This is a genomic window from Aquimarina sp. U1-2, assembly GCF_017897595.1.
Taxonomy (GTDB): domain Bacteria; phylum Bacteroidota; class Bacteroidia; order Flavobacteriales; family Flavobacteriaceae; genus Aquimarina.
Window position 1 is genome coordinate 1 of record NZ_JAGKIK010000074.1, and the last position, 463, is coordinate 463.

Annotated in this window: 1 pseudogene; it reads left to right on the forward strand. The window is 27.2% G+C overall.

The features are described from left to right. Positions 1-255 precede the first annotated feature (255 nt). Positions 256-463, forward strand: a pseudogene (locus tag J8281_RS19075) (hypothetical protein); the annotation flags it as partial.

Sequence of the window (463 nt, forward strand, 5' to 3'; positions counted from 1 at the left end):
TTTGCTTAACACAAAAATAACTTTCATTTTTTTTATTTTTTTTTCAAAAAATTATTTGGGTTAATACATTATATATCTATGCTACATTACCCCATAAAATGTAGGTAATTAACTCAACATTATAGCATATTAACCCTATAGTGAGATAACATAAATTTAACAGATAATTTTGCATATAAATTGGTCAATTTCAATGTGTTACAGTAGTTCTCTTTGATGTAATTTTGGAGTGTAAAACGTTAAAAAATCCAAATCATGAAAAACGTAATTCACACTTCGAAAAAAGTATTTTTAATGGTAGCTCTATTGGTTACGGTTATAGGATACGCTAACGACAAATCATTTTACATTTCTAAAGGTGACGCCGGTAAAACCACACTCACTTTAATGGAGGTAAAAAAGGGAGATCTATTTACAATTAAAAATGAAAACGGTTTAATACTATATAAGGAAGCAATACAAG